Origin of the sequence: Sorangium sp. So ce302 (genome assembly GCF_051530145.1) — a bacterium.
Lineage (GTDB): Bacteria > Myxococcota_A > Polyangia > Polyangiales > Polyangiaceae > Sorangium > Sorangium cellulosum_B.
On the sequence record NZ_CP150326.1, the window covers coordinates 6,646,444 to 6,672,289 of the forward strand.

A 25,846-nucleotide genomic window follows, 5' to 3' on the forward strand; every position below is an offset into this window, starting at 1 on the left:
CGGTCTTAGGTGCCCGCTCCAGAAAGAACGCGATCGTGACGACGCACGGGCGGCGATTCGGGACTTGGATTTCAGGCGCGGGCATGGTGCTCGCGGCGGCTCTCACGGGCGGCTGCGGCGGTACCCTCTACGCGTTCACCGCGAACTCGGCCTCGAGCAAGCTCGAGACGGCCGAGGCGCTCGGCGCAGAGAAGTATGCGCCGTACGAGTACTACACCGCGCGCGAGCACCTCTGGAAGGCTCGGGAGGAGGCCGCGGCCGCCGACTACGGCGACGCGATCGACTTCGCCGACGTCGCAGAGGAGTACGCGGACAAGGCGATCACCCTAGCGAAACAGGCGCACGAGGGCGCGGGTCGATGAGCATTGGAATGACGCGCCGCAGTTCCCGCCGCGCCCGTCGCGCAGGCGCTATCGCTGTCGTGGCGATCGCCGGGGCCGCCTTCTCGTGCACGCAGGTGCCGGTCATGCGCGGCGACATCGAGGCGTTGACCACCATCGCGAAGCAGGCGGAGCGCAACGGCGCGCTCCGCTGCGCGCCGCGCGAGCTGGCGATGGCGAAGTCGCACCTGTCGTTCGCCTCGGTCGAGCTCGATCAGGGCTTCTTCGTCCGGGCCAAGGAGCACCTCGACATCGCGAAGGCGAACACGCACGCCGCGTACGACCTCTCGCCGCCGCAGAAGTGCGCCGAGCGCGGGTTCGTCGAGGAGGCGCCGCCGCCCAAGCCCGGAGACTGCGACGGCGACGGGCTGCTCGACCCGCAGGACAAGAAGTGCCCGTGCGACGCCGAGACCTGGAACGGCTTCCAGGACGATGACGGCTGCCCGGACGATCCGGACACGGACGGCGACGGCCTGACGGACGGCAAGGACAGCTGCGTGCTCCTGCCCGAGGACAAGGACGGCTACCTCGACGAGGACGGCTGCCCCGAGCTCGACAACGACCTCGACACGATCCTCGACGCGAACGACAAGGACAGCACGGGCAAGAACTGCGCGAACGACCCGGAGGATCCGGACGGCTACGAGGACGCCGACGGCTGCCCCGAGCCGGACAACGACCAGGACACCGTGGTCGATCTCGAGGACCAGTGCCCGAACGAGCCGGGCGTGGTCGGCGGCGACAAGCCGGGCTGCCCGAAGAAGCCGAGCCTGGTCATCGTCACCGAGAAGGAGATCAAGATCACGCAGCAGATCCACTTCGAGTTCGACAAGGACAAGATCCGGCCCGAGAGCTTCCCGATCCTCGACGCCGTGGTGGAGGTCCTCCAGCAGAACCCGAAGATCAAGATCGAGATCCAGGGGCATACGGACAACAAGGGCGCCGCGGCCTACAACAAGAAGCTGTCGGATCGGCGTGCGGCCTCCGTGAAGAAGTACCTGGTAGCCAAGGGCATCGACGAAGCCCGGCTGACATCGAAGGGGTACGGCATGGAGCAGCCGATCGTGCCGAACACGTCCGACCAGAACCGTGCCCTGAACCGGCGCGTGCAGTTCGTCCGCACGGAGGGCGCGCAGTAGTCCAGCCCGTCGCGGGGGCACCGCCTGGCGTGTCGGGGTACGGTCGCTCTCGACCGCGCAGTCCAGGGGGCCGGATCCGGCCCCCTCCTCCTGAAAGCAAGAGCCCCTCCCCAGCACACCCTGGAGGTCTGAACCCGTGTTTTTCCGTCGTTCACGCCGCGCTCGTCTCGCGTCTGCACTGACTTCGCTGTGGGTCCTCGGCGCGCCGGCGGTCGCCGGCGCCGCCGGCGAAAAGGACGCGGAGGCGATGAAGCTGCACAACCAGGCGATGGACGATGACTACCTCTCTGTCGAGTTCGACAAGGCGGAGAAGAAGCTCAAAGACGCCCTGAAGAAGTGCGACAAGAACGCCTGCTCGAAGCCGGTGGTCGGCAAGCTGCACATCGCGCTCGGCACGGTGTATGGCGGCGGCAACAAGCTCCAGCAGGCCAAGGCCGAGTTCGTGCTGGCGCTCCAGGCCGATCCGAAGGCGGCGCTCATCGACGCGCTGACGACGACCGAGCTGGCCCAGGCGTTCAAGGAGGCCCAGAAGGAGGCGCAGGCCGCCGGGAAGGCGCCTCGCGACGGCGGCGGCAAGGCCGCGAAGGCCGCGGCGGGCGACGTTCCCCACACCCCGGTGGCGGAGCAGGCGGTGAACACGCCGGTGCCCGTGTACGTCGAGATCCCGGAGGAGATCGACGCGTCCAAGGCGACGGTCCGCTACAAGCCGTTCGGCTCGCCCAAGTGGAAGTCGCTCGAAATGAGGCGTGTCGAGAGCGGCTTCGGGGTGGAGATCCCCTGCGAGGATGTCACGACGACCGGCGATATCCGGTATTTCGTCATCCTGAGGGACGAGGCGGGCGATCCCGTGGGCACCGCCGGTTCGATGCAGGCGCCTCACCGGGTGCCGATCAAGAACGAGATCGAGCAGGAGCCGTCGCTGCCTGGCCAGGCGCCGCCGAAGCGGTGCGCCGCGAAGGAGGATTGCCCGCCAGGCCTGCCTGGCTGCCCCGAGGCTGGCGGCAAGCGCGGGGACAAGACCTGGGGTTCGGCCTGCGAGGCGACCGAGGAGTGCCAGTCGGGGCTCGCCTGCGTGAACGGGACCTGCGAGCAGGGGAGCGACGAGGGCGGCGGGGCGTCGAAGGGCAAGGGCAAGGGCAACCGCAACGTGGTCGGCGTCTCCGGCCAGCTCGACCTGCTCCTGGTGCGCGGTACGGATTTCGTCTGCTCGGGCAGCGACGCCGCCTACGCCTGCTTCTATCCGGGCGGCGACGGCCGGCAGTTCTACGGCGAGCCCGCAGATCTGGAGGGAACGAACGGGGTCAAGGGTGGCCTGAGCCTGGCTGGGTGGCGGGTGATGCTGTCGTACGATCGGCAGCTGTTCTCGGACCTGTCGCTGCTCCTCGGCGTGCGGGTCGGATTCGCGTTCGGCGGCTCGCCGTCTTCCAAGAACGGGCCGAACCCGTGGACGGACGAGGCGGGCAATGACCTGCAGAACCCGCATCTCCAGGCGCTCAGCTTCCTGCCGCTCCATGCGGAGCTCCGCGCCACGTATTTCCTCCTGGGGGATCGAATTGTCGAGAAGGGCGGGTTCCGCCCCTATGCCTTCGCCTCGCCCATCGGGCTGGCCCAGGTGAACGCCTCGGTGCCTGTGGATGTGTGCGATCGCCGCACCGAGGAGGGGGATCCTCTGCGCACCAGCAGCAGCAACAGGTGTCCGGCGAACACCCGCTACGTCGAGAATCTCGATGCCTACCAGATCACCGGGCGGAACTTCTCCGCGCTAGGCGCCGGTGTGGTCTATGGCATCACCCAGAACTTCGGAGTGTCTGCCGAGATGAAGGTGATGCTGATGTGGCCAACGCTCGGCCTCGTCCTGGCCCCCACCGTCAGCCCCGTGTTCGCCTTCTAGCGCCGTCTCCCGCACAGCCGAGCGCCTCCTCCTCCCCGTTCCCGCCGCAGCGCGGGGGGTGCCCGCACAGGAGACGGGCCCAGATCGGCGTTTTCGGCGCGCAAGCGCACTCCGGTCTCAGGATCCTACACATCTCGCTTGATGTGTGCTGGGCGACGTGATCAAAGCTGCGGATGGGTTCACCTGCAGCAGAGCACGCAGCGGCACTCGCCGAGGAGATGAGCGACGCGCACTTCGGCGATGCGCGGCTTTCGAAGCGCCAGACCAAGCTGGCGCAGGCGCCGGACAAGAGCTTCCCCTCGCTCTTGTCCGACAGCGAGCTGGAGGCGGCGTACCGTTTCTTCGGCAACGACGCCGTCACGCCCGCGGCGATTCTGGCTCCGCATGTGCGCGCCACCCTCGCGCGCATGGAGGCCGAGCCGGTCGTGCTCGCCATCCATGACACCACGACCCTCTCCTTCCGCTCCGACGGCCAGCGGCAGGGGCTCGGACGGCTGCGCTCCTCGGGGCAGACGTTCTTCGCCCACTTCACGCTGGCGGTCAGCGGCGATGGGACGCGCCGCCCGCTCGGCGTGCTCGATCTGAGCACGCACGTACACGACGACGGCACGACGGACAACGAGCACGACCGCTGGGGAGAGCAGGTGGAGCGAGTCGCGGCCTTGGGCGCTGCTCCGCACGATGTGGTGCACGTCATGGACCGCGAAGGCGACGACTACGGCCTGTTCGCGCAGCTGTTGAGCGCCCGGCATCGGTTCGTGATTCGGCTCGCGCACAATCGCCTCGTCGAGGCTGACGCCCTCGGAGAGGAAGCCAAGCTCGAGCAGGCGCTCGCGCATGTTCAAGCGGTGGCCGTACGCGAGGTAGAGCTTTCGCCGCGGCCGGCGGGCAATCGCAGCCCTCAACAGAAACGGCTGCATCCTCCGCGCGCAGGACGCTTGGCCAAGCTCGCTCTTGGAAGCACGCGCGTGACCCTGAGGCGACCGAGATCCCAGCCGCGCGAGCTGCCTGCGACGCTCTCGCTGCGGGTCGTACGCGTCCGGGAGATCGAGCCGCCGCCGGGCGAAGCGCCGGTCGAGTGGGTGCTGCTCACGAGCGAGCCGGTCGAGTCCGTCGAGCAGCTGACGCAGCTGGTCGACTGGTACCGGGCGCGCTGGATGGTGGAGGAGTTCTTCAAGGCCCTGAAGACCGGATGCGCCTACGAGAAGCGCCAGATCGAGGACCTGCACGGCTTGCGCAACGTGCTGGCGCTCTTCGCGCCCATCGCCTGGCAGCTATTGCTGCTGCGCAGCGAGGCTCGGCGCGCTCCGGAGCAGCCCGCGACCGCCGTGCTCACGCCCACCCAGCTCGAGGTGCTGCGGGCCTTCGCGCGCAAGCCCCTGCCCGAGAACGCCACGGCCCGCGATGCCTTCCTGGCCATCGCCGGGCTCGGCGGACACCTCCGGCGAAACGGCGAGCCCGGCTGGCAGACCTTGGGCCGTGGCTACGAGCAGCTCCTCACGCTCGTCCAGGGCTGGAGCGCCGCGAGGGAGGTGGGGGAAATATGATCAATCCTGAGACTCCGGTGCGCTGAGCACCGAAAACGTCGAGGTGGGCCCGTATCCGAAGCGGGCGCCCCCCGCGCTAGAGGTCGAAGTGTTCGGTGCCGAGCAGCTGGTAGAGACCGTAGAGCGACCCGGCGTCATGGTGTTCGAAGCGAACGCCCGCGCGCGCCGGCCTCCCCGCCGCACCGCGGCGGATCCAGGCGATACGACCGCGGAGGCTCAGCGGATCCCACAGGTTCGGGGCGGTGACCTCGAGCGTCACCGACGCCTCGGGATCCAGGAGCTCCGACGCGAGCTGGGCCTCGGACAGCTCGATGCCGGCGCCGCCCAGCCCCAGATCGCGGATGCGAACGCCATGCTCCTCGATCGACTGGCGATCGCGCAGCGTCGCCCCAAGATCGACGCGTCGCCTCGCGTGAACGCGAAAGTGGTCCCGGACAGCCATCCTGGCGCATTCTCCAGTCGACGCGAACATATCACGAGAGACGCGCGCACACGCTCGGTTCGCCAAGCCGTGCGGCGCAGGGGCGCGGGCGCAGCCACGCGCGCCGCGCGAACAGCATGCTCGCCCGGTCGCCCATGGCTGCGTTCGGTAAAGCGACCGTCACGTGTTAGCCTTTGGGCTTCGCGGCGAACCTTGGGTAACATGCGGACCACATCCGCTGGAGCGAGTCGCGAAGTAGACGGGAGTTCTACCCTGATGGCCCAGGACACACGCAAAGATCCGCGAGCGAGAGTGCTGCAGATGACCGTGCGCTACAAGAGCGCCACGGTCGACGAGTTCATCGAGCACCACTCGCATGACGTGAGCCGTGGCGGCATCTTCATCAAGACGCCGTCGCCCTTCCCCGCTGGCACGCTGCTCAAGTTCGAGATCCGTCTGCAGGACGAGCAAGCCGTGATCGCCGGCGTCGGCCGCGTCGTGTGGAAGCGCGAGCCCGCGCAGGGGAGCGACGCGCACCCGGCGGGCATGGGCGTGAAGTTCATCAAGATCGATGAGAAATCCAAGGCCGTGATCACCCGGCTCGTCGACGCGCAAGCGGGCGCCGGGTCGGCGTTCGAGGCCGGCATCACCGACCGCGCGGATCTGGGCGACGACGTGCAGGAGATCACGGCCCCGTCGGCAACCGCGAGCGCGCCGCAGGCCGAGCCCGCGGCCTCCAAGGCAGCGCAGGCGCAGGTGAAGCGGGCGTCGACGATGCTGGGGCTCGGCTCGATCGGGGCGAAGGGCGACGCGGGCAAGGGCGAGGCGAAGAAGGCCGACGTCGCGGAGGGCGGCAGCTTCTTCCCGCAGACGAACCCCGAGAAGGAGATGCCGCCGCCCGACGAGCGGACGATGATGAAGCAGGCGGCCGAGCTGCTGAAGCAAGCGCTCGCCGACGCCGGCGGCTCGCTGGACGAGATCGGCCCGTCCAAGGAGCCGCTCATGGCCGCCCCGCCGAAGAAGGCCGAGCCCGCTCCGGCGCCGAAAGAGGAGCACGTCAGGCCGCTGGCCGAGCCGGCGGCGATGCCGGTCCCGGCGGTCGCTCAGCTGGCGAACGAGCGGGAGGCGCGGGACGATGCGCCCGCGGCCGAGGCGAGACCAGCGAAGGCGGCCGCAGCCAGGAGGCCGGCCGAGGTCGCGGACCGGGCGCCGGCGGACGATCTGCACGGCAAGCCTGCGCGCCAGGACGTAAAGGCGGCCGACGATCAGGCGAAGGCGAAGCCAGCGGCCGCCAAGCCCAAGGAAGACAAGGCGGCCACGGCCAAGGCCACACCCGCGGCCCAGGCTCCGCTCGCACAGGAAGAGGAGAGCAGCGGCACCGGACGGCTGCTCACGATCCTGCTGGTCGCGGCGGCGCTCTGCGGCGCGCTCTGGCTCGTCTTCGGGCAGAGCGACAAGCCCCCCGCGACCCCGCCGGCCGCGCCGGAGCAGCCCGCGGCGAAGCCTGCAGCTCCGGCGGAGAAACCTGCGGCTCCGGCAGAGAAGCCTCAGCCGACGGAGGTCGTGCCCGCAGCGACGGACAAGGCTGCGCCCGCCGCGACGGCGGCGCCCACGACGACCGCCGAAGCGCCGGCGGCGCCGGCGGCGAGCGCCACCGCGCCCCTCGGAGCGACCGCGGAGCCTGCGGCGCCCAAGGTGACGGCCGAGCCTGCGGCCCCGGCGACGGCGGAGCCCGCGGCGCCCAAGGCGACGGCGGAGCCTGCGGCGACCACCCCAGCGCCAGAGCCCGCGGCCCCCACGGCGACGGCGGCGCCCGCGGCGCCCAAGCCTGCGGCGCCCAGGCCCAGGCCGGCCGCGCCGAAGCCGCCGAAGAACGACGATCCCTACGGTTGATGACCAGGCCGCGGGTCCTCCGCGGGAGAGGCAGCTGCGATGAGCGGCTCGGTGAGTCACGTCGGTGAATCAGGGCTGGGCCCGAAGGCGGCCGCCACGCTGGCCGCGCTGGGCCTGCTGGCCGCGACCGGGCTCGTCTGCGGCGCGGTCGCGCTGCGCGATCCGACGGCCGTGACGGCGCTCGAGGGGGGCGCCAGCGCCTCGCCGAGCCCTTCGCCGGCCGCCGCGCCCAGCAGCAGCGGCCGCGAGAGCAGCAGCGCGCCGGCCCCCGAGCCGGCGCCGGCGCTCGCGCCCGCGGAGCCCGAGGCCCCGGCGAAGGCGCCGCCTGCCCGCGCTCAGCCCGCGGAGCTCGAGAGCGCCCAGGCCGCGGGGAGCGCTGCGCTCGGCTCGCTCGCGCAGCGGTATCCGGAAGACCCTGCGGTCCTCCGGGCGCTCGCGGTCGCGCAGGGGCGCGAGAAGGCGATGGCGGCCGCGCTGCTCACGGCGCAGCGGCTGTTCGAGATCGCTCCCGAAGAGGCCGGGAACGACGAGCTCAAGCAGATCATCCTGAGGGCAGCGAACGGCACCCCGGACCTCGCCCTCACGGCGTTCGATCTGATGGCCAAGCACATGGGAAGCCGCGGTCCCGACCTGCTCTACGAGGTGGTGACCGCGCCGAAGTTCGGCGATTGGCCCAGGGACCACGCGAGCACACGGCTGATGGAGAGCAGCGTGCGGCAGCTCGCGTCGCCGGCGCTGCTCGTCGCCGACGATCTGCGCCGCCTCACGGACTGCCCCACCAAGGCGATGCTCGCCAGGGCGCGCGAGGAGGGCGATGTCCGCGCGCTCCATTACATCAAGGCGCTGGGCACCCCCCAGCCATGCCGGGGCCATCGGACGCGCAGGTGCCTCAGGTGCGGCCCCCTCCAGAAGGAGCTTCGCGCGACGGCCAGCGCCATCGAGAAGCGCAAGAACGACAAGGCGGCGGCAGCGCCGCCCGCCGCGAGCGCTGCTCGCTGACCGCCTTCGTCTCGCCAACCCCGGAGCGGCCTGTTCCCTTGCATCGCCGCTGTCGCGCCTCGACGTGACGGCGGCGACCGGCCTTCCGCCCTGCCATATCCGCAGCGCTTCCGGCACGCATGGAGGTCCCATGCACGGCCGCGTGGGCGGCTCGATGCTCCGAAGCAGCCGCTCACTATCCAGTGGGAGCGGCACGGCCACGCAGACGGCTCGACGCGTGGAACCAGCTCACCAGGGGAGCGAATCGGGGTGGGCGCAGCAGGACTTGAACCTGCGACTTCGTCCGTGTGAAGGACGCACTCTACCGCTGAGTTATGCGCCCGATGCCAGCCGGTTGTCACCCGGCCGTTTCGGAAAGACGTGGCGCTTTTAACCCAAACATCGGCGTTCGACAAGAAGAACTCGCTGGCGATGCCGAACTTCTTCGCGGCGCTCCGTCAAGCCCGGAGCCGGCGGCCCGTGGGGCAGGCCCGGAACCGGTGGGTCGCCGGTGAAGGCACGTCTGGCGGCTGCGGCCAGCGAGCCGGCCGCGGGGCCCGCGCGCCGGCTGCGCGCCGCCCGTGAGCGACCGGGCACGGAGCCAGGCGGGCCGCCGCGTCCGCGCGGCGTCGCGGTCGGGCGATCGGGGACGGGCGCCGCTGCTCTTCGAGCGCGCGCGTGGGCACCGGCGCGGAGCGACGCGCGCGGTCAATCGAGCGTCGCGACGGCGCGCCGGAGCGCGGCGAGGCCTGCTTCGATGTGGTCCTCATCGCAGGCATACGAGAAGCGAAGATACCCAGGCGCGCCGAAGGGGGTGCCGGCGACCGCGGCGACGTGCGCCTGCTCGAGCATCCACGTCGCCACGTCCTCGTCGCTCGCGAGCGTCGTCCCCTGGAAAGCGCGCCCGCAGAGCCCGCGCACGTCGGCGAACGCGTAGAACGCGCCTTCCGGCATCCTGCAGCGCACCCCTGGTACGGCGTTGAGCCCCTCGACCATCAGCGAGCGCCGCCGGGCGAACGCCGCGCGCATCGCGAACACCGCGTCGCGGGGCCCGTTCAGGGCGGCGACAGCGGCCGCCTGGGAGACGGCCGCCGCGTTCGTGGTGCTCTGACCCTGGACCACGTCGAGCGCCCTCGCGACCTCGACCGGCGCGATGCTCCAGCCGATCCGCCAGCCCGTCATGGCGAAGGTCTTGCTGACCCCGTCGACGACGATGACCCGCGGCGCGAGGTCCTCCGCGAGCGCCGGGAGCGACACGTGCCGGAACCCGTCGTAGGTGAGATCGGCATAGATCTCGTCGACGACGATCCAGCAATCATGGCGCCGCAGCACGCTCAAGAGCGGGAGCAGGTGCTCTTCCGCATACGCCGAGCCGGTCGGATTGGAGGGCGTGCACAGGATGATCGCCTTCACCCGCGGAGAAAGCGCGCCCTGGAGCGCGTCCGCCGTGAGGCGGAACCCCATCTCCTCGGTCGTGTTGACGATGACCGGCGTGGCGCCGACGAGGCGCACCTGCTCCGGGTAGCTCACCCAGTAGGGCGCGGGGATGACGACCTCGTCTCCCGGCTCGAAGAGCGCGGTCGCGAGGTTGAACAACGCGTGCTTCGCGCCGCAGCTCACGGTGACCTGGCTCGGCAGCGGCCGCCAGCCGCGGTGCTGCTCGGTCGCGGCGCAGATCGCCGATTTCAGCTCGGAGATGCCGGACACGGCCGTGTAGTGGGTGGCGCCGGCGTCCAGCGCCGCCTTCGCCGCGATACGAATGTGCTCCGGCGTGTCGAAGTCAGGCTCGCCCACGCCGAAGGAGAAGACCTTGTGCCCGTCGGCGCGGAGGCGCGCGGCCCTCGCCGCCATGGCGAGCGTTGCACTGGGCGCGACGGCCGACAGACGGTCAGCGAGCTTCCTGGGCATCGAGACACTGAGGAATAAAGGGCGGCCTGAGATAACGCAAGGCGCTACCGCTCCGGCGCTTGCGCGGGCGGCGCGGATGTGCCGCTAGGGCGACGGCGTGGCGCCGCCGACCTGGACCGCGGGCTTCTGCTCGTCCTGCTTGATCGAGTAGCGCACGAGCGCGCGGAGCACGTCGTTGCGCTGCACGTTTCCGAGGAGGCTCTTCATGTCCTCGTAGATCGACGGATCGACCAGCAGGGCGCCGAGGGTCCCCTTGCCCGCCCTCATGTCGTGCACGATCGCCCGCAGATCGCCGGTCATCGCCGTCACGTTGGCGAGCGCCTCGGCGCCGTCGCCCTTGCCGCCATAGAGCGCGTCGTGCGCGAGGCTGTCGCTCTCGCGGATGCCCCGCAGCGTCATGGCGACCTCGTCCGCCGCGCTCCCGAACTGCTGAATCTGCTTCTGCGGGCCGTCGCCGTAGATGACGTCGTGCGCGAACCCCGGCCCCTCCTTGACCCGCGAGACGACCCCCCGCACCTCGCGCACCGCGCTCGCGAGCTCCGTGCTGAGACGATCGAGGCTCTGCACGGTGCGCGAGATGCGCTCGGCCTCCTCGGGATCGGTCAGGAAGCGGTGCGGGTAGCCTTCCCCCTCGGTCACCTGCTTCATCAGCGTGTTCGCCGAGGCGACCGTCTCGCGGAGATCCCTGTGCAGCTTCTCGTCGGCGATGCTCTCCGAGACCTTCTGGATGTTGTCGAGCGTCGCCTCGGCCTTCTCGGCCATGCCGGTCACCTTCCCCATCACGTCGGTCGGCACCTCGCCGGGGATGTGGCCGCCAGGCGGTACCGAGTCCGGGCTCTGCCCCTTCGTGAGCTCCAGCATCTTGTCGCCGAGCAGGCCCTTGTTCGCGATCTGGGCGACGCTGTCCGTCTTGATCCGGCTCGCCTCGCTCTCGACGATCTCGAGCTTCACATAGATCTTGGCGTCCTTCGGATCAGGGCCGTAACCGACCTCGGCGACGTGACCGATGTCGATGCCTCCCATGCGGATGGGCGCGCCCGGCTTCAGCCCCTGGACGTCGGCGAAGTTCGTCGTGAAGCCGACGGAGGAGTCGAAGAGCCGCCGCTCGTCGCCTATCAGGAAAATGACTACGGCGGAGAGCACAAGGCCCGCCAGCACAAAGAGTCCGACCTTCAGATCGCGCGCTCTGCCCATGCAGAAGGGCATCTTGCGCGATCTCGGGGGGATCGTCACGCGCCGAGAAGCGTCTGGACGTCCTCATTCACCGGAGCGGTCCCGGTAATGAAATCGGCGACATGCGGATCGGTAGACTTCCGGAACTCGTCCGGGGTGCCGGTCGCGATGACCTCGCCGCGGAAGATCATCGCCATCCGATCCGAGATCGAGAACGCGCTCTTCATGTCGTGTGTCACCACGATGCTCGTCACGTTGAGCGCCTGTTTCAGCCCCTTGATGAGGTGGTTGATGCGCTCGGTGTTGATCGGATCGAGGCCGGTCGTCGGCTCGTCGTAGAGCAGCACCTCGGGCTGCACCGCGATGGCGCGCGCGAGGCCGACGCGCTTCTTCATGCCGCCGGACAGGTCCCCCGGGCGCATCTGCTCGATGCCCGGCAGGCCGACCAGCGACAGCGCCCAGTTGACCCGATCCGCGATCTGCGCCTCGGTCATCTCCTTGCGGTAGTGCTCGTGCAGGCCGTAAGCGACGTTCTCACCGACCGAGATCGAGTCGAACAGGGCGCCGCCCTGGAAGAGCATCGCGATGCGCTGGCGCACCCCGGCGATGCGCGACTCGCTCAGGCGCGTGATCTCCTCACCGTGAAACTGGATAGATCCACCATCGGCGTCGAGCAGACGGATGAGCAGCTTGAGCATGACGCTCTTGCCGACGCCCGAGCCGCCCATGATGGTGATCGTCTCGCCCGGGTACACTTCGAGGTTCAGGTCGCGGTAGATGACCTTCGGACCGAAGGCCTTGCGCACACGCGAGAACCGGATCAGCGGCTCAGCCACGCGTTCACGCTAGCACGCCGCGGAGGCCCGCCGCGAACGCTCAGTCGGACGCGGCGACGTGCTCGATCCTGATCTCGACGGCGTCCCCGCCGCGCCAGGCGTCGCGCCGGAGGCGGCCCACCACGTCGACGCGCTTGCCGGTGAACCGCGGCGCGAGCTCGCCCAGCTCGAACCCGAAGCACGAGATCTCGCGGCGGGCGAACGTGAGCTCCAGCTTGAGGTGGCCCTTCAGGTTCCTCGCGGAGCGCACGGCCGCGCCCGCCACGAGGACGTACGACGGGCGGTTGCCCTCGCCGCACGGCTCGAGCCGCTCGAGATCGCGCGCCACGGCCGCCGGATCGTCGCGATCGTCGAGCCGGACGTGGGCGGCCGCGAACGCCGCGGCGGCCGGGAGGTCCTGCTCGCGGAAGGCGTCGCACCACGCCGCCCGGAGCGCCTCGACGCGATCGGCGCGCACCTCGACGCCGGCCGCGGCCTGGTGGCCGCCGAAGCCGACGAGCTCGGCGCGGCACCGGGTGAGCGCGTCGTGGAGCCGCGCGCCCGCTGGACCGCGCACCGAGCCGCGCCCCTTCGCGCCCTCGAGCGCGATGACGATCGTCGGCTTGCCGTAGCGACCCGTGATCCTGCCAGCGACGATGCCGACCACGCCGGGGTGGAAGCCCTGCCGCGCGATGACGATCGCAGGATCCCGATCGAACCCGGCGCGCTCGATCTCGGCGAGCGCGGAGGTCAGCATCTCGTCCTGGATCGCGCGCCGCTTCATCTGCGCCTGCTCCACCGTGGCGGCGAGCGCGGAGGCGGTCACGCCGTCGTGCGCGAGCAGGAGCTCCAGGGAGATGTCGGGATCGCCGAGCCGACCGGGCGCGTTGAGGCGGGGCGCGATCCGGAAGGCGACGTCCTCGGCGGACGCGCCGCGCCCGAGATCGAGGTTGGCGAGCGCCGCGAGCGCGCGGAGCCCTGGACGGGGCCCGGTCTGGAGCACGCCAAGGCCGGCCCGCACGAGCGCGCGGTTGTCGCCGGTCAGCGGAGCGACGTCGGCGACCGTGCCGATCGCCACGAGGTCGAGGTAGGGGCGGATATCGAGCGACGAGCCGAGCTTCTTGCGCACGGCGGCCAGGAGCGAGAGCGCGAGCCCGCAGGAGGCGAGCCCCTTGTACGGGAAGCCGCAATCGGCGCGGTGCGGGTTCAGGAAGGCGATCGCGGGGAGCGGCTCGGCCGGCACGAGGTGGTGATCGATGACGACGCAGTCGATGCCGGCCGCGCGGGCCGCGGCCAGCCGCTCGTGATCGCTGGACCCGCAGTCGCACGTGATGAGCAGCGTGGGACCGGCGCGCATCACGCGCTCGAGCGCGGGCGCCGAGAGGCCGTAGCTGCCTTCGGCGCGCGTCGCGAGGAGCGGCACCACCTGTCCCGAGAGGGCGCGCAGCCCGCCGGTCATGATGGCGGTCGCGGTGATCCCGTCGCAGTCGTAGTCGCCGAAGACGGCGATCCGCTCGCCGGCGCGCACGGCGCGCGCGATCCGCTCCGCGCTCGCCTCGCGATCGGCCATCGCGTCGGGCGACGTGAGGTGCGAGAGCCGCGGGTCGAGGAAGCGCCGGGTCGCCTCGTCAGGCGCCCAGCCGGCCCGGTGCAGGATGTCCGCTACCGTGATCGACAGCCCCAGCTGGCGCGCCATCACGAGCGCCTCGGCGGACGCCTCGCCCGGATCCGCGACGGGCGCGGCGCCCCCCGCCGCGGGCGAGGCCGGCGCCTCGCGCTCGGGGAGCTCCCTCCAGGCCTCCGTGGCGGTGCTCATCAGAGAAGCGGGTACACCGACGGGGTGGGTGCGTCCATGGCCTGGGGCGGTTCAGGCCGCGTGGCCACGCGCGGCCACGGCGAGGCGCTCAGACGACCGCGTCGGCGCGCTTCTGCGTGCGGACGCGGCTGACCTTCTTGCGCTTGTTTGCGTTCGCGCCGAAGAACCGGCGGTCGATCCACTCGGTGAGTGGCGCAGCGACGTAGATCGACGAGTACGTGCCGACAACGATCCCGACGACGAGCGTGAACGCGAAGTCCCGGATGACGCCCGTGCCGTAGAAGAGGAACATGACGAGCGACAGCAGCGTCGTCATCGACACGAGGATCGTGCGCCCGAGCATCTCGGAGAGCGAGAAGTTGATGACGGCCGCGAAGCTCATGTCCCGGTGCTTCCCCAGGTTCTCGCGGATCCGGTCGTAGACGACGACCGTGTCCGTGATCGAGTAGCCGACGATCGTGAGCAGCGCGGCGACCGTGGACAGGGTGATCTCCCGCTGCGTGATCACCATCGCGCCGAGCGCGATGCCGACGTCGTGCACGAGCGCGACGATGCCGCCGGGCGCGAACCGGATATCGAACCGGAACGCGATGTACGCCATGATGAAGAAGATCGTGATGGCGATGCTCTTGATGGCCGCGTCGCGCAGCTGCGCACCGGCCTTCGGGCCGATCCACTCGACCCGGAGCGCCTGCTCGGGCACCTTGTCCGCGCCGAGGTGCTGCCGGAGGCCATCCATCAGCTGGTCGCCCCTCGACTTCAGGTGGAGCTCGACCTTGTGGTCGCGCTCGCTCACGACGAGCGGGTTGTTCGCACCGGCCCTGAGCTCGACCCCCTCGACGCCCTCGAGCTGCTTCTTGATCCCCTCCAGGTCGGGCGCGGTGTCGTAGCGCGTGGAGATCTTGTCGCCGCCGGGGCTGAACTTGACCTCGGTGGCGCGCAGTGCGGGCGGGCAACGGTCCTCGGGGACGGTGCCGTTCTCGGGCGGCATGCACATCCGATCGCGCACCGCGGCCTTCTGCTGCTCCGACAGGGTGGAGACCTCGTGCACCCGGATGAGGTAGCGGTTCGGGTTGGCCTGGTCCGCGACGGACACGATGTCCGGGGAGTCGAAGCCCGCCTTGGTGACGGCCTCGCGGACCTCGGCGCTCGAGACCGGAGCCCGGAAGGCGACCTCGACCTCGGTGCCTCCCTTGAAATCGGTCCCGAGCTTCGGCCCCGGCACGATGAACGAGATGATCGACAGGATGAGCAGCACCCCGCTGAGCCCGATGAAGAGCCAGCGCTTGCCCATGAAGTCGAACTGACGGCCAGGTTTGATGAGTTCCATCGTCGTGTCTCAATCGGAGAGCCGCTCGCGCGTTCTCCCTCATAAGGTCGGAGAGCGGCTCGCGCGCCCTCGTTCTCAGCCGAGCGAGAGCGTCTTGATCTTTCGGCCGCGGACCGCCCAGTCGAACATCAGGCGGGTGCAGACGACCCCGGTGAACAGGCTGATCGCGATGCCGACGATCAGCGTGATCGCGAAGCCCTTGATGGGTCCGGTGCCGTACTGCGCCAGGATGAGCCCCGAGATCAGCGTGGTCACGTGGCCGTCGAGGATGGCGCTGAACGCCTTGTCGTAACCGATGTCGACCGCGGCGCGCGGGCTCTTGCCGTTCCTCAGCTCCTCCCGGATGCGCTCGTTGATCAGCACGTTGGCGTCGACCGCGATGCCCATGGTGAGCACCAGGCCGGCGATGCCGGGCAGCGTCATCGACGCCCCGAACATCGCGAGGACGGCGACCTGCAGGATGAGGTTGAAGATGACGGCGATGTCCGCGATGAGCCCGGCGCGGCTGTAGATCACCACCATGAACACGACGACCAGCAGGCCGCTCGCGATGGCCCCCTTCATGCTCTGCTGGATCGCGTCCTTGCCCAGCGACGGGCCGATGCGCTGCTCGTTCGAGGGGGAGATCGGGGCCGGCAGCGCGCCCGATCGGAGCACCAGCTCGAGCTTGCGCGCGTCCTGGAGCTGCTGATCGGGGTTCTGCGAGCCCATCGTGATCTGCGCGCGGCCACCGCCGATCTTGGTCTGGATGACCGGCGCGCTCTCGACCTTCTCGTCGAGGATGATCGCGAACCGCCGCTTGACGTTCCTGCCGGTGATGTCCTCGAACCGGTCGGCGCCGGTCGGGGTGAAATCCATCGACACGTACCAGCCGCCGAGGCCGCCGTCGCTCTGATCCGGGAGCGCCTGCGCGTCGCGCACCATGTCACCCGTGATCTCGGCCTTGCTGAAGAGGAAGTACGTCCGCCAGCCGATCTCCTCGACGGCGTCCTTCTCCTCGTTGAACTCGTACAGCTTGCCGTAGCCGACCTCGTTGTCCGCCGGGACCTGGAGCGTCCCGACCCACTCGCGCAGCCGCTTCAGCGTGTCGCGCATCTCCTCGTGCTCCGCGCGCACCATCCGGGCGAAGTGGACCGGCTTCGTCTTCCCGGGGCCGACCGGCGCGTTCTCGATCGAGAACGTCAGCCCCTTCGGGAGGTCCTCCTCCTTGGCGCTCCTCGCGATCGGCTCGAAGAAGTCCTGGTCGTCGTCGACCATCTTGAACTCGAGCCGCGCGGTCTGGCTGATGATCTCGCGGATCGTGGTGAACGCGGCCTCGTCGTCGCCGGGGACCTCGATGATGACGTCCTCATCGCGCGTGGAGACGCTCGCCTCCTTGAGGCCGAGCCCGTCGACGCGGCGGAGCACCGTCTCCTTGGCTTGCGACACCGCCCGCTCACGGATGGTGCTCGAGACCTCGTCGCGGATCCGGAACTTCGCGACGCGGCGATCCGACGAGCGCTGGAGCTGCAGCTCGTGCAGGAACTTCGCCAGGAACTCGTCGTTGATCTTCTCGGAGTCCGCCGGGTCGTTGAACGTGATCACGATCGTGTCCGCCTGCTCGCGCGACTTCTCGATGCGGAGCTTCGTCTGGAGCTTCTGCATCTCCTCGATCGTCGGCGGCTTGTCACCCTCGTGGAACCCGAACGACTTCGCGAGCGCCGCGCGCAGGTCGTCGTAGTACCGATCGCGCTTGTCGCTGATCGCCTCGTCGACGTCGACCGTGTAGACGAGGCGGAGGCCGCCCTTCAGGTCGAGCCCGCGCACCAGGCGGAACGGGATGTTCGACGTCAGGAACCGGCTGAACCCGAGCTCGCCGGCCCTCGCCCGGGTCTCCTGCTCCGCGACCTCCTCCGACGAGAGGCCGGTGTGGACGGGGCGGCCGTACCGCTCGTCGTGGTAGGTCGGGTAGATGGCGAGCGCCGAGCCGAGCGCCAGGAACAGGACGAAGCCCGTCTTTACCCGCCACGCGAAGTCGAGCCACGGCCCGACGCAGAGCAGCGCCCACGGCACCATCAGGCCGAAGGTCGCGAGGGCCCAGAACACGTGGTAGTGGGCCGCGATCGCGGCGGCGCCGGCGGAGAGCGCCGCCCAGGCGAAGACGCTGCGCTTCGCTCGGCTGAGCCACGCGCCGAGGAGGCACAGGCCGGCGACGCCGGCGAACCCGTACTGGAAGATGTTTAGGAGCATGGAGTGTGGCGCCGCGGTGGCGGCAAAAAAGCTTCCTGTTGGGCCGAGCGCCGGCCTACGACTTCTTTTCCTTCGCCGCGTCGGCGACCTTGGCGTCCGCCGCCGCGACCTCGCCCGGATCGGGGCCCTGGATCGCGCTCTTCAGGACCTGCACGTTCACGCCGGGGGCGATCTCCAGCTTGACCCTGGGGGAGTTCGGGCTGATGTCGATGATCCTGCCGAGGAGCCCGGACTGCGTGACGACCCGGTCGCCCGCCTTGAGGCTCGACTCGAGCTGCTTCTGCTTCTTGCTCTGGCTCCGCGTCATCACGAAGATGAGCAGCAGCGGCAGCGCCAGGATGAGGAACTGGAAGGCCCCTCCGCCGAACGGCGAAGAAGGCGGCGCCTCCTGCCCTCCGGACGGCGGCGATTGACCTTCGACCGGCGTCGCGGGCGCGTTGCCCGCTCGCCCGGGGGCGGCGTTCGGCTGGAACCAGTTTGAGCTTGCCAAGGTGACGCGTGTCTCCGGGCCCCGACGGGCTCGCCCGCAAATTGCGGGCCTCTCCCAACCCCCCGGGGCCCGCCTCCATACCCAGGATCCAAGGGTCGCGCAAGGAGCTAGGCGGGCAGGCTCACCCGGGCGTCCGGGGAATGCAGCCTGGCGGCCCTTTCCGCGCTTGCGTCCCCTGCCGCTCTTCCGCTGCCGCGCGGCGTCAGCCGTCGCTGCCGAACACGATGTGCCGGCGAGCGCGCTCCCCGCTCGCGATCTCCGCGAGCGAGAGGCGCACGTCGCGTTCGGTGATGGTGCCGTCGATCGTCGCGAACGTCGCGGAGAGGATCGGCGGGATGCGCCCGACGCTGGGGAAGCCCGGGGCCCAGGTGAGCGCGTCCGCGAACGCCGCCTTCACCGCGGCGGCGACGGGCCCGTACGGCGCGAGCGGCACGTCGAGCGGCTCCAGGACCACGATGGCCTTGGCCCGCCCGAGCGTCTTCACCACGTCGGCGCCGAAGAACGGGCGGAGCGCGCGCACGCCCACGAGGCCGACGCGGCGGCCCTGCGCGCGCAGGCTGCGCACGACCTCGCGGGCCGCGGGGAACGCGCAGCCCACGACGACCAGGATCTCCTCCGCGTCCGCGGTGTCGACGCGCTCGATCGCGCCGAGCGGCCTGCCGGTCAGCTCGCAGAGCTCCCGCATCGCGCTGGCGAGCGCGAACGGAACGCGCGCGCAGAAGCCCCGCTCGGCCCGCTTCCGGACGACGCCGCGGCCCTGCGGGCGAGGCCCCCCGTCGCCGTCGCTCTCGCCCGGCGCCGCGTCGGTGAAGGTCGGCGCGCTCCGCTCGGAGCCGAGGAAGCGCGCCGCGAGCTCGCGCGCCCCGCCGAGGGCCGACACGTCCGACGGCAGCGCGTCGACGAGGTGCAGGAACGGCGTCTCGCTGTCCTCGGCGGCGCGCCGCGCCACCAGCGTCATGTCGGCCGCCTCCTGGCTGCTCCAGGTCACGAGCACCCCCGCGCCGACGTCGAGCGCAGGCGCGAGCTCGTCGCGCCCGACGGCGAGCCCGCCGCGGCGCTCGATGACGTGCACGGTGACCGGCGTCCGCACCGCCGCCGCCTCGCCGAGCGCGGCGAGCGCCCCGACGAGCTCGTGGGCGCCCAGCACGACGCTCGCACGCTGCCCGGCGCGCGTGCGCGCAGCGGCGCCGCGGATCGCCTCGGTGGCGCACGCGGCGCGCTCGATCGGCAGATTGCCGGGCACGGCCGCGTGCGCGGCGAACAGCGCGCTCCCCGCGGCCACCTCGACATGTGCGATCACCGCCGCCGGATCCGGCGGCGAGCCTAGACCGTCAGGCCCTGCCATCCCATCGTTCGTCGCCCGAGCCGCACGCGAGGTCAAGCGCGAGCGCGATCGGCCTCCGCGCAGCGGCCGGCCTGGAGTAACGCGGCGATCGCGATCGTCGGTGTTCGTCAGTGTCCGGACGTAACTCCGAGAATTCACGCTCCCACCGCGCAATGCGCTTCCGCCGCGCGCGGCTCCCGACCGGTCGCTCGCCGGCGCGTCGAGCGCGCCGGGGAAGCCTGCCGCGCCCGGCCTGCGGCTGCCGCCGGGCCTCGTCGACCGATCGACGGCATCGACGGTTCGGCGAACCGGCCGCTCGACCAAGGCGGCTCGGCGAGGACGGCCGCCGCCCGAGCCTTCACCAGGAACACCACAAACCGGTCACCAGGCACCAGGCCGCCACGGCAAAAGCGACCCCCAGGAAACATATCGCTTGACGGACTTCCCCCCCCTTGATAGGAGGCGCTCTCCGTTTCGTCGGCCTCGGGCCGAGCGGGCGGGACATAGGCGCGTAGCTCAGTGGTAGAGCACTACCTTGACACGGTAGGGGTCGCCGGTTCGAAACCGGCCGCGCCTACAAATCAGCAGGAGACCTAGCCTGCGAGGTTTCATGGCCCTCGATCAGACAGCCCTGGCCGCCCCGGCGGCCCGCACCACGGTGCGCAAGGCTCTCGCCGACGACATCGCCAAGAACCGCCCCATCCTCGGCGCCCACGTCAACGGGCGCCTCGCCGATCTTCACACCCACTTCGACGACTCGGCCCGGATCGGGCTGGTCCGGACGAGCGCTCCGGATGGCTCTTCGGCGAACGCCGTGACCGCCCTCCGGTCGCGCGACCTCGACGAGGCCCTCGGGGCGATGCCGCTCGCGGAGCTCGCCGATCGGCGAACCGCAGCGCGGAAGCTCCCCCGGCTCGCCGTGAGCGCATCGGGTTCGTGACCTGCCGCTCCGGCCGGCCTCTCTCGCCCGGCAGTCCCTTCCCCACCCCCGTCGAGCCCGGCGCGCCATGGCCCGGAGCGCCGATGCGCCGCGGCGCTCGCCCTGCTTGCTGCCGTTGCCTGCGGCGCAGAGTCAGGCGACATTGTCGTGGTGATGGACGCCACGACCGGGCTCGGTCGCGAAGCGGCGGACCGTCGCGTTCAAGAGCACAGAACACAAGGAGGCAGCGAAATATCACATGGCGATGAGACGCTTCGACCCTCGGCAGGCCCAGCGGGGGCCGCAGATCCGCATCAACCAGCGCATCCGCGTCCCGGAGATCCGCGTCATCGGTGATGATGGCGAGATGCTCGGCATCATGCAGACCCACGAGGCGCTGCGCCGAGCACAGGAGAAGGGGCTCGACCTCGTCGAGGTCAACCCGAAGGCGGATCCCCCGGTCTGCAAGATCCTCGACTTCGGCAAGTACAAGTACGACGAGAAGAAGAAGGCCCGCGAGGCGAAGCGCAAGCAGAGTGTGGTGGAGATCAAGGAGATCAAGCTCCGTCCCAAGACGGACGACCACGATCTCGAGTTCAAGACCAGGGCTGCTCACCGGTTCCTCGGCGCAGGCCACAAGGTGAAGTTCACGGTGCGCTTCCGCGGCCGAGAGATCACCCACCCGGAGAAGGCGCAGGAGCAGCTCGACTGGATCGTCCAGCACTGCGAGGAGATCGCGAACGTCGAGGTGCGCCCCATGATGGAGCAGCGCACGATGACGCTGATGATGGCGCCCAAGCCGGCGATCCTGCAGAAGGTGGCCCAGGCCCGCGCCGCCGCGGAGAAAGCGCGTCAGAAGGCGATCCAGGAAGGGCGCGCCGCTCCTGCCCAGGACGACACGGAGGACGAGGAGATCGAGAAGCTCGAGAGGGAGCTCGAGGAGCAGGACGACGAGGAGGACGACGAGGCGGAGGGGACCGAGTAACGCGTCCGGCGAGAGAGCGCGCCACGACGCCGATCACGGTGCGGCGCGCCTCGCAAGGGCGGCGTGTTGACGCGTGCTGACATGCGCTGAGCGCTCGTGCGCTGGCCACCTCGCCGCCCAGCACGCAGCGCCCATGGCTCGGCCGTGGGCGCCGCAAGGAGCACGCTCCCTTCGCCGGGTCAGTGCGGGATCAGGCCGCCGAACCACGCGCCTGCGGCGAGGGCGGCGAGCGCGGCGACGAGCAGCACGGCCTTCACCGCGCCGCCCCCGGTCCTGGCTGGAGGGGCCAGATCCGGCTCCAGGTCGCGCGGCGCGGCCGGGACGAGCGGCGCGATAGGCGCCGGCGTGGGCGGCGCAGGGCGCTGCATCTCGGGTACGGGCCGCGGGGAGGCCAGGGTCGGCACGGCTCGCCTCTCGAGCGGCGGATGCGCCGGCACAGGCGGCGCGAGCAGCGGACCCGCTGGCCTGGACGAGGGGACGCCGGAGGAAGGGGCGAGCGGAAGGCCGAACCCCGTCTCCTCGAGCGCGGCGAGGTTGCCCTCCTCGACCGACACGGTGGCGAGGGACCGCCGCATGACGTCCTCCCCCGACGCCGAGAGCTTGTCCCCCGGCGCCGAGAGCTTGATCTCGTCGGCCCACTTGCCGATGTCCTCGAAGGCCGAGATCTTGAGCGGCTCGTTCAGGCGCGTGGTGCTCGGCGCCGCCTTGTCGTCCGGGAGCGACGTGAACTCGAGCAGCGTCTCCTCGATGAGCCTGTCGATGAACGACGCCTTGTCCGACGTGGGAGCCCGCTTCCGGAGCGCCATGGCGCTGCGGACGTGCTCGGCGATGTCGTAGGCGCTGACGGGCCTGCCGAACCTGTACAGGAAGGTCGTGAGATCCCGGCCGAGCTCGCGCGCCGAACCATAACGCTCCACGGGATCGCGGGCCAGCGAGCGGGCGATGATGCGATCGAGCTCGGGGGGAACCGCCTTGTTGCTCTCGGAGAGCGGCGGGATCTGCGCCTGCTGCACGAGCTTGACCGTCTGGTAGTCGGTGTCGCCGAGGAAGAGCCGTTTCCCGGAGAGCATCTCCCAGAGGATCGCGCCGAGCGCGAAGATGTCGGTGCGGTGATCGACCTCCTGGCCCTGCGCGGCCTCGGGCGAGAGGTAGCTGAACTTGCCCTTGATGATCCCGGCCTCGCTCTTCTCGAGCTGGCTCGTCGCCTTGGCGAGGCCGAAGTCGACGATCTTCACCTCACCGTACTTCGTGATGAGCACGTTCGGAGGCGACATGTCCCGGTGGACGATCTGGAGCGGATGCCCGTCGGCCGACTTGAGCTCGTGGGCGTACGTGAGCCCCTCGCAGAGCTTCGCCGTGATGAACACGGCGGACTCGACCGGGAGGGTGCGGCCGGCCTTGCGCATCGACTCGAGGACCGCCTTCAGGTCGGCGCCGTCCACGTACTCCATCACGATGAAGTACGCGTTGTCGCCGACGCCGATGTCGAACACCTGCGCGACGTTGGAGTGGGAGAGGTGCGCAGACAGCCGCGCTTCGTCGAGGAACATCGCGATAAAGCGCTTCTTCTCGCTGAGGTGCGGGAGCACGCGCTTGATCGCGACCTGCTTCTTGAACCCCTCGATCCCGGCGCTCTCCGCCAGGAAGACCTCGGCCATGCCGCCCGAAGCTAGCCGCTCGATGACCCGGTAGCGCTGCTGCTGGTGGGCATCCGTCATGGTCCACCTAGTACACCACGTCCCACGCTGCGCGCGGAAACAACCGGCTCGTCTTCATCGGAGCCCGCGGGCGAGGCGCGCAAAGAGTGCGGTCTGTGACGATCGCGCACGAGCGCGCGCCCTCGCCCCTGGACGCAGCCTTGCGCGGGCATCGCAGCGGCCAGGCTCGGGAGGCGAGGCGCGCTCAGCCCGTGAGCGCGCTCCGCATGAACGGGCGAGGTGCAGGTGTGAGCGGCACCGCCACCGCGCGCACGCGGCTCTTCGACGCGACCGCGCCGCGCGCGAGCGCCGCCGGCTCGATCTGTGCGACCTGCGCGACGGCGCGCTTCCGGCGATCGTCCAGCTCCGCGGCGAGCATGTCCTTCACCATGTCGAGGAGCTCCGGGAAGCCCGACAGGCGCAGCCCGACGTCGTTCGTCCAGAGGATGATCTCGAGCTCTCCGTCTGGCGCCCTCGCCTCGGGATCCCACGCGAAGACCGTCTCGGCCGCCGCGTCGATGCCGAACGGGACGAGCGCGCTCCGCGCACCATAGCGGCCGCGCACGGTCGCCGGCGCGCCGGCGCGCTCGCCCGCGCCGCGCACCTCCTCGCCGTCGCAGTGCTCGAGCACCATCCGCCCGACGTCCATGTACGAGCCGCGCGCGAGCGCGCGCACCCCGAGCAGGCTGGCGCCGGCGAACAGCTGCGGCCAGCCGTCGTGCCGCGAGAGCAGCTCCCGATAGCTCGGCGGCAGCGCCATCCCGAGGCGCCGCTCGACGCCGGCGATCGCCTCCTCGGGAGCCCCGGCCGGCGGCGCGATCGGCATTCCCCGCCGTGGATCCATCCGCGCGAGCTCCAGCTTGAGCGCGCGGATGCGGTGCATCGACTCGAGCCACTCCATGCGCGCGACCCTACGCGCGCGGCGCCGGAAGGAGCAAAAAACGAGCGACGCTCCGCCCCGCCGCGCAGGCGCAACCCGGGGGACACACGCGCTTGACAGTCATTTGGGTCAGCGGCACGGTGCTTGCGTGGCTGGCTTGGGCTCCTGGGCATCGCTTCGCACCGCGTTCGTCGTGGCGGGCGCCACGTTCGTCGTCGCGTCGCTCGCGACCGCGTGCCTCGACTACGCGGGCGAGGAGCTGTTCGATCAGTGCGACACGCCGGCGGCGCCGCTCCCCGGCTCGGGATCCGGCTCGGGCGCCACCACGAGCGCCGGGGCGGCCAGCGTGGATCAGCCGGACTGCGGCGCGCCGACGCACGCGCCCGGCTCGGGATCCGGCTCGGGCTCGTGAGGGAAGAGCGGCGCGATCTCCTCGCGCTCGCCGCGCTCACCGCCGCCGCGCTCGCCTCGCGCCTGCTCTTCCGCATCGATCACGACGAGGACATCGACGCGCTCCGGTTCGCGCTCGGCGTGGAGCGGTTCGACGTGGCCGCGCTCCGCCCGCACGCGCCCTACTACCCCGTGTTCGTCGCGGCGGCGAAGGGGCTCGCGCTGCTCGGCGCGACGCCGCGCGCGGCGCTCGCCCTCGTCAGCGCCGCGTCCGGCGCGGCCGCCGTCGCCTTCACCGCCCTGCTCGCGCGCGAGGTCGCCGGGCGGCGCGCCTCGGTGTTCGCCGGGGTCCTCGCGCTCGCCTCGCCGTTCCTCTGGCTGTCGTCCGAGAAGCTCCTCAGCGACATGGCCGGCACCGCGGCGGTGACCGCGGCGCTCTGGCTGTGCGCCCGCGCGCGGCGCCCCCGCGGCGCGCGGGCGGCCGCTCCGGCCGCGCCGCTGGATACCGCCGCCGCGGCGGCGCGCACGCGCACCTGGGCGCTCGTGCTGCTCGGCGTCGGGCTCGGCGTGCGGCTCTCGTACTTCCCGTTCGCGCTCGCCTGCCTCGCCGTCATCGCCCGCGGCGAGGGCGGCCGCCTCGCGTGGCTCGCGCGCGGCCGCGACCTCGCGGCCGGCGCGCTCGCGTGGCTCGTGCCGCTCGTGCTGATCGCGACGCCGCGCGACCTCGTCGCGACGACGTGGCTCCAGGGGCTCGGGCACTTCACCCGCTGGGGAGGGACGGCGATCACCGTCTCGTCGCCGCTCGATCGCCTCCGCGGCGTGATCTGGGGGATCTGGGCCAACGGGCTCGGCGGAGCGTGGCCCGACGCGCCGGCGGCGCGCTGGCTCGGCGCGCCGCTCCTGATCTCGCTCCTCGCCGCGGGCGCGCTCCGCGTCGCGTCGCGAGAGCGGGCCGCGCGCGCGCTGCGCGAGCAGCCCGAGCTCTGGGCCTCCGCGTTCGCTTACTTCCTCTGGGCGCTCCTCGGGCAAAACATCGCCTACAAGCCGCGGCACTGGCTCCCGCTCGTCCCGCTCCTCCTCGTCGCCATGGCCGCCGGCGCAGCGGCCCTCTCGGCGGCGCGCCCCGCGGCGGAGGGCGCTCCGCGCCACCGCGCGCTCCGCGGCACCGCGCCCTTCGCCCTCGTCGCGGCCCTCGCGGCGCAATGGCTCGTCGACGCGATCTCGCTCGCTCGACAGCACGAGGCGCCCTCGCCGGCGGCCGCGATCGTGCGCTTCCTCCGCGACGCCGGCGCAGAGCAGCGCCCGGTGCTCACGCGCGACCTCGACCGGATGATCCAGGAGGGCGCGCCGGGCCGGCTGCCCGTGCGCGTCCGCGACGACGCCGCGCTCGTCCGCGACGTCGAGCAGGCCGGGCCGGGCGGCGCGCTCATCACCAGCGAGGCGCTGTCGCGGGAGGCGCGCGACGCGCTCGCAGGCCGCGGCTACACGATCGCGATCCGCTTCGCGCGCCCGCGCTCGCGCTACGTCGACGCGCTCTGGAGCGATCTCGCGCTGCTCGAGGCGCTGCCCGCCGGACCTCCGGCAGGCGGCGCGCTCTCGCGCGCGCCGCACGGCGCGCCCCCTCGCTGAAAACGAGGTTGA

The 25,846-nt window shown here is 71.1% G+C and carries 21 protein-coding genes and 2 tRNA genes; 11 read left to right on the top strand and 12 right to left on the bottom strand.

Translation table 11 applies throughout. The features are described from left to right. Nucleotides 1–35: 35 nt before the first annotated feature. From WME73_RS25045 to WME73_RS25060, 4 genes are all read left to right on the top strand, one after another. Nucleotides 36–362, top strand: coding sequence for a DUF4398 domain-containing protein (locus WME73_RS25045; RefSeq protein ID WP_012237102.1), 327 nt, complete (start codon nucleotides 36–38; stop codon nucleotides 360–362). Between the two features lie 59 nt (nucleotides 363–421). Then, complete coding sequence (locus WME73_RS25050; protein WP_437747883.1) at nucleotides 422–1,519, top strand: OmpA family protein; 1,098 nt, start codon at nucleotides 422–424, stop codon at nucleotides 1,517–1,519. 247 nt (nucleotides 1,520–1,766) lie between these two features. Next, nucleotides 1,767–3,410, top strand: a complete 1,644-nt coding sequence (locus WME73_RS25055) for a hypothetical protein (RefSeq protein WP_437917302.1) — start codon at nucleotides 1,767–1,769, stop codon at nucleotides 3,408–3,410. 173 nt (nucleotides 3,411–3,583) lie between these two features. Continuing rightward, nucleotides 3,584–4,957: an IS4 family transposase gene (locus WME73_RS25060; RefSeq protein WP_437917303.1), complete on the top strand. Its 1,374-nt coding sequence runs from the start codon at nucleotides 3,584–3,586 to the stop codon at nucleotides 4,955–4,957. A 76-nt stretch (nucleotides 4,958–5,033) separates the two neighbouring features. On the opposite strand, the gene WME73_RS25065 is transcribed toward WME73_RS25060, so the two are convergent. Then, the gene (locus WME73_RS25065; protein WP_012237106.1) at nucleotides 5,034–5,399 is read right to left on the bottom strand and encodes a PilZ domain-containing protein; all 366 of its coding nucleotides are present in this window, start codon (nucleotides 5,397–5,399) and stop codon (nucleotides 5,034–5,036) included. A 255-nt stretch (nucleotides 5,400–5,654) separates the two neighbouring features. Here WME73_RS25065 and WME73_RS25070 point away from each other — a divergent pair, with 255 nt between their 5' ends. Together WME73_RS25070 and WME73_RS25075 are read left to right on the top strand one after the other, a co-directional pair. Beyond that, nucleotides 5,655–7,271, top strand: a complete 1,617-nt coding sequence (locus WME73_RS25070; protein ID WP_437917304.1) for a TIGR02266 family protein — start codon at nucleotides 5,655–5,657, stop codon at nucleotides 7,269–7,271. A 39-nt stretch (nucleotides 7,272–7,310) separates the two neighbouring features. Further along, nucleotides 7,311–8,270 (top strand): hypothetical protein, encoded by a 960-nt coding sequence (locus tag WME73_RS25075; protein ID WP_437917305.1) that lies wholly within the window; start codon nucleotides 7,311–7,313, stop codon nucleotides 8,268–8,270. Nucleotides 8,271–8,520: 250 nt separating this feature from the next. Here the strand turns inward: WME73_RS25075 and WME73_RS25080 are convergent. From WME73_RS25080 to WME73_RS25120, 9 genes are all read right to left on the bottom strand, one after another. Next, nucleotides 8,521–8,592: transfer RNA gene (locus WME73_RS25080), tRNA-Val, on the bottom strand. 365 nt (nucleotides 8,593–8,957) lie between these two features. Beyond that, nucleotides 8,958–10,100: a pyridoxal phosphate-dependent aminotransferase gene (locus WME73_RS25085; RefSeq protein ID WP_437747887.1), complete on the bottom strand. Its 1,143-nt coding sequence runs from the start codon at nucleotides 10,098–10,100 to the stop codon at nucleotides 8,958–8,960. A 141-nt stretch (nucleotides 10,101–10,241) separates the two neighbouring features. Next, nucleotides 10,242–11,315 (bottom strand): MlaD family protein, encoded by a 1,074-nt coding sequence (locus tag WME73_RS25090; RefSeq protein ID WP_437917307.1) that lies wholly within the window; start codon nucleotides 11,313–11,315, stop codon nucleotides 10,242–10,244. A 71-nt stretch (nucleotides 11,316–11,386) separates the two neighbouring features. Next, on the bottom strand, nucleotides 11,387–12,166 hold the full coding sequence (locus WME73_RS25095; protein ID WP_437555176.1) for an ABC transporter ATP-binding protein: 780 nt from the start codon (nucleotides 12,164–12,166) through the stop codon (nucleotides 11,387–11,389). A gap of 40 nt (nucleotides 12,167–12,206) precedes the next feature. Beyond that, nucleotides 12,207–13,961: a single-stranded-DNA-specific exonuclease RecJ gene (gene recJ / locus WME73_RS25100; RefSeq protein ID WP_437747889.1), complete on the bottom strand. Its 1,755-nt coding sequence runs from the start codon at nucleotides 13,959–13,961 to the stop codon at nucleotides 12,207–12,209. A gap of 88 nt (nucleotides 13,962–14,049) precedes the next feature. Then, nucleotides 14,050–15,291, bottom strand: a complete 1,242-nt coding sequence (gene secF, locus WME73_RS25105) for a protein translocase subunit SecF (protein ID WP_437747890.1) — start codon at nucleotides 15,289–15,291, stop codon at nucleotides 14,050–14,052. A gap of 75 nt (nucleotides 15,292–15,366) precedes the next feature. Further along, nucleotides 15,367–17,520, bottom strand: coding sequence for a protein translocase subunit SecD (secD, locus tag WME73_RS25110; protein ID WP_437747891.1), 2,154 nt, complete (start codon nucleotides 17,518–17,520; stop codon nucleotides 15,367–15,369). 55 nt (nucleotides 17,521–17,575) lie between these two features. Then, the gene (gene yajC, locus WME73_RS25115; protein WP_437519798.1) at nucleotides 17,576–18,010 is read right to left on the bottom strand and encodes a preprotein translocase subunit YajC; all 435 of its coding nucleotides are present in this window, start codon (nucleotides 18,008–18,010) and stop codon (nucleotides 17,576–17,578) included. A 202-nt stretch (nucleotides 18,011–18,212) separates the two neighbouring features. Continuing rightward, a complete protein-coding gene (locus WME73_RS25120; RefSeq protein ID WP_437873744.1) occupies nucleotides 18,213–19,355 on the bottom strand; it encodes a transketolase in 1,143 nt (380 codons plus the stop codon). Between the two features lie 484 nt (nucleotides 19,356–19,839). Here WME73_RS25120 and WME73_RS25125 point away from each other — a divergent pair. From WME73_RS25125 to infC, 3 genes are all read left to right on the top strand, one after another. Next, nucleotides 19,840–19,911 (top strand) — tRNA-Val (locus WME73_RS25125). Nucleotides 19,912–19,944: 33 nt separating this feature from the next. After that, nucleotides 19,945–20,274, top strand: a complete 330-nt coding sequence (locus WME73_RS25130) for a hypothetical protein (protein ID WP_437917309.1) — start codon at nucleotides 19,945–19,947, stop codon at nucleotides 20,272–20,274. 238 nt (nucleotides 20,275–20,512) lie between these two features. Then, nucleotides 20,513–21,238, top strand: a complete 726-nt coding sequence (gene infC, locus WME73_RS25135; protein WP_437747895.1) for a translation initiation factor IF-3 — start codon at nucleotides 20,513–20,515, stop codon at nucleotides 21,236–21,238. Between the two features lie 179 nt (nucleotides 21,239–21,417). Here the strand turns inward: infC and WME73_RS25140 are convergent, their stop codons facing one another. Together WME73_RS25140 and WME73_RS25145 are read right to left on the bottom strand one after the other, a co-directional pair. Further along, nucleotides 21,418–22,956: a serine/threonine protein kinase gene (locus WME73_RS25140; protein ID WP_437747896.1), complete on the bottom strand. Its 1,539-nt coding sequence runs from the start codon at nucleotides 22,954–22,956 to the stop codon at nucleotides 21,418–21,420. 184 nt (nucleotides 22,957–23,140) lie between these two features. After that, entirely contained in the window at nucleotides 23,141–23,836 is a 696-nt protein-coding gene (locus WME73_RS25145; RefSeq protein ID WP_437747897.1) for an SMI1/KNR4 family protein, read from the bottom strand. Nucleotides 23,837–23,972: 136 nt separating this feature from the next. Between WME73_RS25145 and WME73_RS25150 the strand changes: the two genes are divergently transcribed. Then, on the top strand, nucleotides 23,973–24,227 hold the full coding sequence (locus WME73_RS25150) for a hypothetical protein (RefSeq protein WP_044965533.1): 255 nt from the start codon (nucleotides 23,973–23,975) through the stop codon (nucleotides 24,225–24,227). After that, on the top strand, nucleotides 24,224–25,834 hold the full coding sequence (locus WME73_RS25155) for a hypothetical protein (RefSeq protein WP_437917311.1): 1,611 nt from the start codon (nucleotides 24,224–24,226) through the stop codon (nucleotides 25,832–25,834). Before WME73_RS25150 ends, WME73_RS25155 begins: the two co-directional genes overlap by 4 nt. Nucleotides 25,835–25,846 lie beyond the last annotated feature (12 nt).